Source organism: Brooklawnia sp. (assembly GCF_049651565.1).
Taxonomy (GTDB): Bacteria; Actinomycetota; Actinomycetes; order Propionibacteriales; family Propionibacteriaceae; genus Brooklawnia.
Genome location: NZ_JBASCI010000101.1, coordinates 1 through 8,669 on the forward strand (window position 1 = coordinate 1; position 8,669 = coordinate 8,669).

The window sequence follows — 8,669 nt, forward strand, 5'->3', positions numbered from 1 at the left end:
CCATCGCCCAGGTCGCCGGCGGCGTGCTGATAGTGGTCGGGATCGGCCTGCTGATCCTGGGATTTACCCTCAAGCCGAAGACGGCGCCCGGCGAGCCCACCGGCGGATCCCCCGTCCGGGCCAGCGAGGGTGCGGTTCGCGCCGGCTGAGCCAGGCCAAGCCAACCCAGCACCAAGGGCGGCGGTCCCAGGCGGGATCGCCGCCTTTATCGTCCCGCCACGCCCCGCCCCAGCGCCCACCCCTAGAATGCGACTTACTGCAGGCCAGCTGCGAACCCCGATGATGGAGGATCCCCGATGGCAAACCCGACTTACAGCGCGATGGCCCGCGTCTTCGCAGTGGTGCTGCCGGTGGCCGGAGTGGGTGCGCTGATCGGCGGCAAGTTCGCCCACCGGTTCGTGGGTGAACAGCTTGCCGCCGAGGCCATCACCATGCCTGACATCGAGACCATCGAGCGTGAACTGAAGATCGGCCTGGTCACTGCGGAGGACGCCGAACTGCTGCGTCCGCACGCCGGAGTCACGCTGTCCACCGGCCCGCAGGCCCGGGCCTACGCCGACAACTATGTGCTGGCCCACATGCGGGTGGCGGCCCGGCAGTCCGGCGTCCCGGACGACCAGGCCACCTACGCCGGCGTCGGGGACCTGGCAGCGGCCAAGAACCGCGAACTCAAGGCCGAACTGCGCGAACGCAACCCCGGGCTCAGCCCCGCCGAGGTGAACCTGCTGGCCAAGGCCGAGGTTGCCGATCCCGAGACCGAGTTCGAGGCCGCTCGCGAGATCAAGGCCCTTTACGAACTGCGGTCCGACAACTTCTTCATGGGCAACGCCATCCGCGGCATGCTGCTGAACGCCTACGGCTGGTGGCTGGTCGGCCTGATCGCCCGGATCGCCGGCCTGGCGCTGGTGGGAGTGGGGGCCCTGCTGGCCGCGATCGGGTTCCGGACCGGGGGCCGAAACGACTGAGTTGGGGGGACGCCGCGGGCGTGCGAAGATGGGGGATGGCGCTGGACGCCAAGAGTCCAGCCGGCACCCGACTGGATAGTGAATGCCTGTTCCTGCACCCGGAAGCACCGACCCTGCAGTAATCCGCAACTTCAGCATCATCGCCCACATCGACCACGGCAAGTCGACGCTGGCCGACCGGATGCTGCAGTTGACCGGGGTCGTCGACGACCGGACGATGCGCGCCCAGTACCTGGACCGGATGGACATCGAACGCGAACGCGGCATCACCATCAAGTCGCAGGCGGTCCGGATGCCCTGGCAGGTCGGCGGCACCACCCACGTCCTGAACATGATCGACACTCCCGGCCACGTCGACTTCACCTACGAGGTCAGCCGGTCGCTGGCTGCTTGCGAGGGTGCGCTGCTGCTGGTGGACGCCGCGCAGGGCATCGAGGCGCAAACCCTGGCCAACCTGTACCTGGCCCTCGAGGCCGACCTGGCCATCATCCCGGTGCTGAACAAGATTGACCTGCCCGGCGCCCAGCCGGAGAAGTTCGCCCGCGAACTGGCGTCCATCATCGGTTGCAGCATCGACGAGGTGCTGCGGGTCAGCGCCAAGACCGGCGACGGCGTCCCCGAACTGCTCGACCAGATCGTCGCTCAGGTCCCCGCCCCGGTCGGCGACCCGGCCGAACGGGCCCGCGCGCTGATCTTCGACTCGGTCTACGACTCCTACCGCGGCGTCGTCACCTACATCCGGGTGATGGACGGCTCGATCCGGCACCGCGACCGCATCCTGATGATGTCCACCAACTCCACCCACGAGGTGCTCGAGGTCGGCGTCATCGCACCCGAACCGACCAGGTCGGACGGGCTGCGGGCCGGCGAGGTCGGCTACCTGATCACCGGAGTCAAGGACGTCCGCCAGTCCCGGGTGGGCGACACCGTCACCCTCAGCGCCAGACCGGCGTCCGAGATGCTGGCCGGCTACCGACACCCACACCCGATGGTCTTCGCCGGGCTGTACCCGATCGACGGCGACGACTTCCCCGAGCTGCGTGAGGCGCTGGAGAAGTTGCAGCTCAACGACGCCGCACTCAGCTACGAGCCGGAGACCTCGGCGGCGCTCGGGTTCGGATTCCGGATCGGGTTCCTCGGCCTGCTGCACATGGAGATCGTCCGGGAGCGGCTGGAACGAGAGTTCAACCTGGACCTGATCAGCACCGCACCGAACGTGCACTACCTGGTGGTGATGGAGGATGGAACCGAGCACGAGGTGACCAACCCGTCGGAGTTCCCGGACGGCAAGGTCGCCGAGGTGCACGAGCCGATCATCAAGGCCACCATCCTGTCGCCCGCGGAGTACATCGGCCCGATCATGGAGCTGTGCCAGGCCCGCCGCGGCGTCCAGCAGGGTCTGGAGTACTTGTCCGAGGACCGGGTCGAGTTGCGCTACGAGCTACCGCTGGCCGAGATCGTGTTCGACTTCTTCGACGCGCTCAAGTCACGGACGAAGGGTTACGCGTCGCTGGACTACGAGGAGGCCGGCACCCAGGTCGCCGACCTTGTCAAGGTCGACATCCTGCTGCACGGCGAACCGGTGGACGCGTTCAGCGCGATCGTGCACCGCGACAAGGCCTATTCCTACGGCGTCGCGATGGCGGCCAAGCTGAAGGAACTGATCCCTCGCCAGCAGTTCGAGGTTCCGGTGCAGGCGGCCATCGGCTCCCGGGTGATCGCCCGGGAGACCATCCGGGCGATCCGCAAGGACGTGCTGGCAAAGTGCTACGGCGGCGACATCACCCGCAAGCGCAAGCTGCTGGAGAAGCAGAAGGAGGGCAAGAAGCGCATGAAGATGGTCGGCCGCGTGGAGGTGCCCCAGGAGGCCTTCGTCGCCGCGCTGTCGACCGGGGAGCCCAGCAAGGACAAGAAGTAGCCGAAGCTGCACGGCCGGGTGCCTGGGGGCGTCAGGCCGTTGGAGCACCTCGCCTGGCCGGCCCTTGGGGAGAGTCGGGCCCCCGCGAGGCCAGCCGTCCCGCGCTGCGAGGGCCGTCCTGCGCTATTGCGGAGCATCGCCCAGCGACTACTACGCTGCGTGATCCTCCGCGTCGGGCCTCTGGTGGGGGGTGCCGGCTCGGGGCATGCGCTCAGTCATGTCTGGCTCCTCGGTGAATCCCGTGGTGCGGACGGATCGACCATCACCAACTGCATGCGGCACCGGGTGACGGCGGTCAGCGAGTGCGGCTCCCCAGGGGCCAGGTAGATCACGTCACCGCTGGTCATCTTGTGGTTCAGGCCGGCCACCAAGAAGTCCATCTCGCCACTGAGCAGGGTCACCACCACCGCCCGCGGACTGGTGTGCTCGGTGAGCAACTGGCCGGCGTCGAAGGTGAACAGCACCACCCGCAGCAGTGGGTTGTTGACGACCACCCGCGAAGTGGTCGATTGGGTGACCGCCGGGAGTTCCTGGTTCAGGTTCAGGGCGACTCGGCCGCCCAGGCTTCAGCGCTTGATCAGGGCCCGCCGGCGCTCGGTGCTGTGCAGCCACCACGCCGCCAGGATGCCGGCCACCGCACCGCCGAGGTGGCCCTGCCACGACACGCCGGGGGCCGTCGGGAACACACCCCACAGCACCGATCCATAGACCAGCAGCACCACAGCGCCGAGCACCAGTTGCCGCCAGTCGGCCGAGAACAGACCGCGGGCGATCAGGTAGGTGAGGTAGCCGAAGACGATCCCGGATGCCCCGATCGTCACCGTGCCGGGGGCGTTCAGCACGAACGCGAACAGCCCCGACCCGATGGCCGCGGCCAGCGTCACGTACGCCCACTGCCGCACCCCGTCCAGCGCGATCACGAAGCCGAGCGCCAGCAGCGGAACCGAGTTGGCCGCCAGGTGCCCGAAGTCGCCGTGCGCGAACGGCGCGGTGAACACCGTCCACAGCATCGAGAACTCCCAGGCGTGCACCCCGATCCAGTCGAGCGCGCCCTGCAGCACCACGTCGATAAGCTCCAGCAGCCACATCAGCCCGACCACGGCCAGGTTCAGGATGCCGGATCTCCTGGCGGTTTCGGCGCCGCGACGGCGGGCGGGCAGGCTCATGGCTCAATTCTGGCGCGAAGCCCCAAGTCGGCGCCGACGTAGGCTGGTCGGCATGCCATCGACCCCACCCGACGGTGAGGCGGCGCCGCCCGACGGTGTCCTGCCGCCCACCGCGCTGGACGCACTCGGTGCGACCCCGTTGTCGTTCTACGTGCACGTCCCGTTCTGCCTGGTGCGCTGCGGTTACTGCGACTTCAACACCTACACCACCGACCAGCTCGGTCCCGGCGGTGGCCGGGACGACTGGTTGGCCGCGGCGCACGCCGAGATCGACCTCGCCGCCCGGGTGCTAGGCCCGGCCTCCCCACCGGCCAGTACGGTCTTCTTCGGCGGCGGCACGCCCACCCTGGTGAGCCCCGGCCAGCTCGCCGGGGTGCTCAAGCACATCCGGGACGCGTTCGGGTTGTCAGCCGACGCCGAGGTGACCACCGAGGCCAACCCGGAAACCGTGGGCCCGAATGAACTGGAGGCGCTGCGGGCCGGCGGCATCAACCGGCTCAGTCTGGGCATGCAGTCGGCGGTGCCGCACGTGCTGGCCACCCTCGACCGCCTCCACACCCCCGGCCGGGCCCTGGAAGCGGTCGCCGAGGCCCGCGCGGCGGGCTTCGAGCAGATCAGCCTCGACCTGATCTACGGCACCCCCGGCGAGTCCGAGCGCGACTGGCAGACCAGCCTGGACGCCGTGATCGGCGCCGACCCCGACCACGTCTCGGCGTACGCGCTGGTGATCGAACCGGGCACCGCGATGGCCCGCCGGGTCGCCCGCGGCGAACTGCAGCCGGTGGACGAGGACCAGCAGGCCGACCACTACCTGCTCGCCGAAGAACTCCTCACCGGCGCCAGCTACCACAACTACGAGGTCAGCAACTGGGCCCGTTCCGTGGCGTCCCGGTCCCGGCACAACCTGGCCTACTGGCAGGGTGCCAACTGGTGGGGGGTCGGACCGGGCGCCCACTCCCACGTCGGCGGGGTGCGCTGGTGGAACCTTCGGCACCCAGCCCGGTACACCGCAGCCCTGGCGTCCGGACGCAGCCCCGCCCAAGCCCGCGAGGTGCTGGACGCCGCGAGCCGGCGGACCGAGCGGGTGCTGCTGGAGATCCGGCTGGCCGACGGGTTGCCGACCGACGTACTCACCACCTCGGAGCAGACCCGGCTGCCCGGGCTGGTAGACCGCGGCCTGGCCGTCCAGGCGGGTGGACGTGTCCGACTCACCCTGGCCGGGCGGCTGTTGGCGGACGCGGTCGTCCGGGACCTGCTCGATTAGCGCCGCCGGGCGTGCCGGCCCGAATGGCCGAGGCCAACGTTGCGGCAATTGCTGCAGACGTCTTTGTGCATCTGCCAGATCGGTCGTAGGAACAGAACATGCTTCGGAAATTGCTCAGGAATCTTGCGCGGTATCCGGTGGTGATCGCAACACTTGCGGTCGGGCTCGTCGGCGGGGCGTTGGAAATCACCGGCCAGGCCACGTCCGCGCGCTGGGTGATCTCCGCCTTCGCGATCATCTTGGCCCTCATGCAGGTGCGTGGGATGGCGGATGACCTGCGAGCGGGCAGCTACGGCATCGACCTGTTGGCCATCACCGCCATTGGCTCCACGGTAGTGGTGGGAGAGTACTGGGCGGCGCTGGTGGTCTGCCTGATGCTATCCGGCGGTGAGGCGCTGGAGGACTACGCCGCCAATCGCGCCAAGGCCGAGCTCACCGGGTTGCTGGAGAACGCCCCCCGGACCGCGCACCTTCTGGGACCAGGCGATCAGCTCACCGATGTCCCAGTCGAGCAGGTCGTGGTCGGCGATCGCCTCCTCGTGCGTCCCTTCGAGGTTGTGCCGGTCGATGGGGTGCTGGAGTCCGACGCCGCGACTCTGGATGAGTCGTCCCTGACCGGTGAGTCGCTGCCCGTTGACCGCCGCCTGGGAGACGAGCTGCTCTCCGGGGCGATCAACGGCGGTGAGGCCATCGAGGTGCGGGTAACCGCCCCGGCGGCCGAGTCACAGTACCAAAGCATCATCGAACTCGTCCGGCAGGCCCAGGAATCCAGGGCGCCCTTCGTACGGCTGGCCGACCGCGTGGCCGTGCCCTTCACCATCGGTGCCCTGACCCTGGCCATCGCGGCCTGGATCGTCTCCGGCGACCCCACCCGAATGGCCGAGGTCCTGGTCGTGGCCACCCCGTGCCCGCTGATCATCGCCGCACCGGTGGCATTCATGGGCGGGATGTCACGCTCCGCGCGTAACGGCGTCATCGTCAAGGACAGCGCCACCCTCGAACAGCTCGCCGGTGTGCGCACCGCCGCCTTCGACAAGACCGGCACCCTGACCTACGGCGAACCTCGCGTCACCGACATCCATGCCCTGGACATTGCCGCCGATGAACTGCTCATGCTGGCCGCCGCGGTGGAGCAGTACTCCAGCCACCCCCTGGCGGCCGCCATCGTGGACCACGCCCGCGCAGCCGGGCACACCATCCCAGCGCCCGAGGACGTCTCCGAGATCCCCGCCAGCGGAGTGCGCGGAACGGTCACCGGGCACGCGGTGGCGGCGGGAAGCGCTCGCTTCATCCAACGTGAGACTGGGCTGGACCGCCTGCCCCTGCCCGACGGAGCCACCGGCGTGCACGTGGCGATCGATCAGCGCTATGCCGGATACCTGGCCCTGTCCGATGAACTACGAACCGAGACCCCTGCAACGATGGCCGCACTGCACCGTGCCGGAGTGGGTACCACCATGATGCTCACCGGCGACGGTGAGCAGGTCGCCCACCATATCGCCAGCCAGGCCGGAATCGACGACGTCCGCGCCGAGTTGCTCCCCGAGGACAAGGTGGACGCGGTCAACGGCGCAGAACATCAGCCGGTGATGATGGTCGGCGACGGCGTCAACGATGCCCCCGTGCTGGCCGTGGCGGACGTCGGCATCGCGATGGGAGCACGCGGCGCAAGCGCGGCCAGCGACTCCGCCGACGTCGTCATCACCGTCGACGACCTCACCCGAAGACCCTAGCCGCTCCGCCGCTCCTGAACCCACGAGGTATCGGGAACCCGCACCTGATCCCGGGTCAGTGGTGGGTCGGGTGCCCGGCGGCTACCAGTTCGACCCGCATCTGCTCGACCTCGGCGCGTTCGGCCCGGCCGGGCCGCATCGCCAGCAGCGCCCAGCCGATGGTGGCCAGGTCGACGACTTCCTGTAGCCAGGCGCCGAGGATGGCGGGCAGCATCCCAAAGGCGGCGATGACCATGAGCCCGATGGACATCGCCAGGCCGATGCCAATTGCCTGCCAGGCCACGCGCATGGTGCGCTTGCCGATGTGGACCGCTCGGACGGTTTGCTTCGCGGCCCGCAATCCGGCAATAGGCTACCGGGGTGACTTCCCCACGCAACGATCGATACGGCCGCGACGTGCTCGCCCCCCGCCGCAGCGCCCGCCCAAAGGCCACCGACGTGCCGATGCAACTCGGCATGGTGGTCGAGGACCCGGCGTCCGGTTTCGTCGGCGAGATAATGGGCTGGGAGAACGGCCTGGTCATCCTCGAGGACCGAAACCACAAGCGGCGCAGCTTTCCGGTCGGGCCGGGGTTCTGGCTGGACGGCCAGCCGGTCGCGCTCCGCATCCCGCCGCGAACCGGGTCGACGAAGAAGTACACCGCGTCGGGCTCCCGGGTCGGCCCGCAACGACCGGCGAAGGTGGCGCTGCCGAGCCGCATCTACGTCGAGGGCCGGCACGACGCCGAACTGGTCGAGAAGATCTGGGGCGCCGACCTGCGCCACGTCGGCGTGGTGGTGGAGTACCTGGGCGGCATCGACGACCTGGTCGGTATCGTCGCCGAGTTCAGACCCGAACCCGGTCGCCGGCTGGGCGTGTTGGTCGACCACCTGGTGACCGGCTCCAAGGAGCAGCGCATCGCAGCCGAGGTGGCCAAGGGCGGCTACGGCGATGTGGTGGCGATCACCGGGCACCGGTTCATCGACATCTGGCAGGCGATCCGGCCACAGGTGATCGGCATCCGGGCATGGCCGCAGGTGCCCCGCGACGTCGACTTCAAGAAGGGCACGCTGGCCGCCCTCGGCCTGCCGCACCGCGACCAGGGCGACATTGCCCGGGCCTGGCAGGGCATGTTGGCCCGGGTTCGCACCTTCCGCGACCTCGATCCGGACTTCACCCGGGAGGTCGAGAAGCTGATCGACTTCGTCACCCAGGACCACCTCGACCAGATCGACTGAGCGTTCAGGGGCAGTGGACCGCCCCGGTATTCTCAAGCCCATGACTGAGCACGACGCGGGCGCGTCCACTGTGCAGGACGAACCCTCCACCTCGGCAACCGCCGATACCGCTCCACCCGCCGACACCGCTCCAACCGCAGACCCGAACCCTGCCGCCCCGGGCGACCCGCTGACCACCCCACCAGCGCAGAAGCGTCGTGCCGCCAAGCCCAGGAAGGCAACCCGCAAGACTGCCCGGAGCAAGCCGTCCGAACCGGCAGGTGCAGCAGCGGATCAGCAGCCCGCGCGGCAGCAGCCGCCGGCCGAGGAACCGGCGTCGGTGGCGCGCAAAGCGGGCGCCGAGGAGCCTGCGCCGGGGGAGAAGTCTGCGCTGGCGGAGGAGCCTGCCGCGGCGGAGGAACCGGC

8 protein-coding genes and 1 pseudogene are annotated in these 8,669 nt (G+C 69.3%); 6 read left to right on the forward strand and 3 right to left on the reverse strand.

From position 1 onward, the window contains the following. Positions 1–296: 296 nt before the first annotated feature. Positions 297–965 carry a hypothetical protein gene (locus WBL05_RS04645; RefSeq protein WP_424224064.1) on the forward strand — a complete coding sequence of 223 codons (669 nt, stop codon included), beginning with the start codon at positions 297–299 and terminating at the stop codon, positions 963–965. 82 nt (positions 966–1,047) lie between these two features. Beyond that, the gene (gene lepA, locus WBL05_RS04650; protein WP_424224065.1) at positions 1,048–2,883 is read left to right on the forward strand and encodes a translation elongation factor 4; all 1,836 of its coding nucleotides are present in this window, start codon (positions 1,048–1,050) and stop codon (positions 2,881–2,883) included. Between the two features lie 215 nt (positions 2,884–3,098). On the opposite strand, the gene WBL05_RS04655 is transcribed toward lepA, so the two are convergent. Together WBL05_RS04655 and WBL05_RS04660 are read right to left on the reverse strand one after the other, a co-directional pair. Then, entirely contained in the window at positions 3,099–3,377 is a 279-nt protein-coding gene (locus WBL05_RS04655; protein WP_424224066.1) for a cupin domain-containing protein, read from the reverse strand. A 72-nt stretch (positions 3,378–3,449) separates the two neighbouring features. Continuing rightward, a complete protein-coding gene (locus WBL05_RS04660) occupies positions 3,450–3,971 on the reverse strand; it encodes a rhomboid family intramembrane serine protease (RefSeq protein WP_424224073.1) in 522 nt (173 codons plus the stop codon). Positions 3,972–4,101: 130 nt separating this feature from the next. Between WBL05_RS04660 and hemW the strand changes: the two genes are divergently transcribed. Together hemW and WBL05_RS04670 are read left to right on the forward strand one after the other, a co-directional pair. Beyond that, positions 4,102–5,313, forward strand: a complete 1,212-nt coding sequence (gene hemW, locus WBL05_RS04665) for a radical SAM family heme chaperone HemW (protein ID WP_424224067.1) — start codon at positions 4,102–4,104, stop codon at positions 5,311–5,313. Between the two features lie 140 nt (positions 5,314–5,453). Then, complete coding sequence (locus tag WBL05_RS04670) at positions 5,454–7,046, forward strand: heavy metal translocating P-type ATPase (RefSeq protein ID WP_424224069.1); 1,593 nt, start codon at positions 5,454–5,456, stop codon at positions 7,044–7,046. A gap of 55 nt (positions 7,047–7,101) precedes the next feature. Here the strand turns inward: WBL05_RS04670 and WBL05_RS04675 are convergent, their stop codons facing one another. Continuing rightward, positions 7,102–7,386, reverse strand: a complete 285-nt coding sequence (locus WBL05_RS04675; protein ID WP_424224071.1) for a hypothetical protein — start codon at positions 7,384–7,386, stop codon at positions 7,102–7,104. A gap of 20 nt (positions 7,387–7,406) precedes the next feature. Here WBL05_RS04675 and WBL05_RS04680 point away from each other — a divergent pair, with 20 nt between their 5' ends. Both WBL05_RS04680 and WBL05_RS04685 read left to right on the forward strand, forming a co-directional pair. Next, positions 7,407–8,264 carry a DUF3097 domain-containing protein gene (locus tag WBL05_RS04680; protein WP_424224072.1) on the forward strand — a complete coding sequence of 286 codons (858 nt, stop codon included), beginning with the start codon at positions 7,407–7,409 and terminating at the stop codon, positions 8,262–8,264. Positions 8,265–8,304: 40 nt separating this feature from the next. Beyond that, a pseudogene (locus WBL05_RS04685) lies at positions 8,305–8,669 on the forward strand (hypothetical protein); the annotation flags it as partial.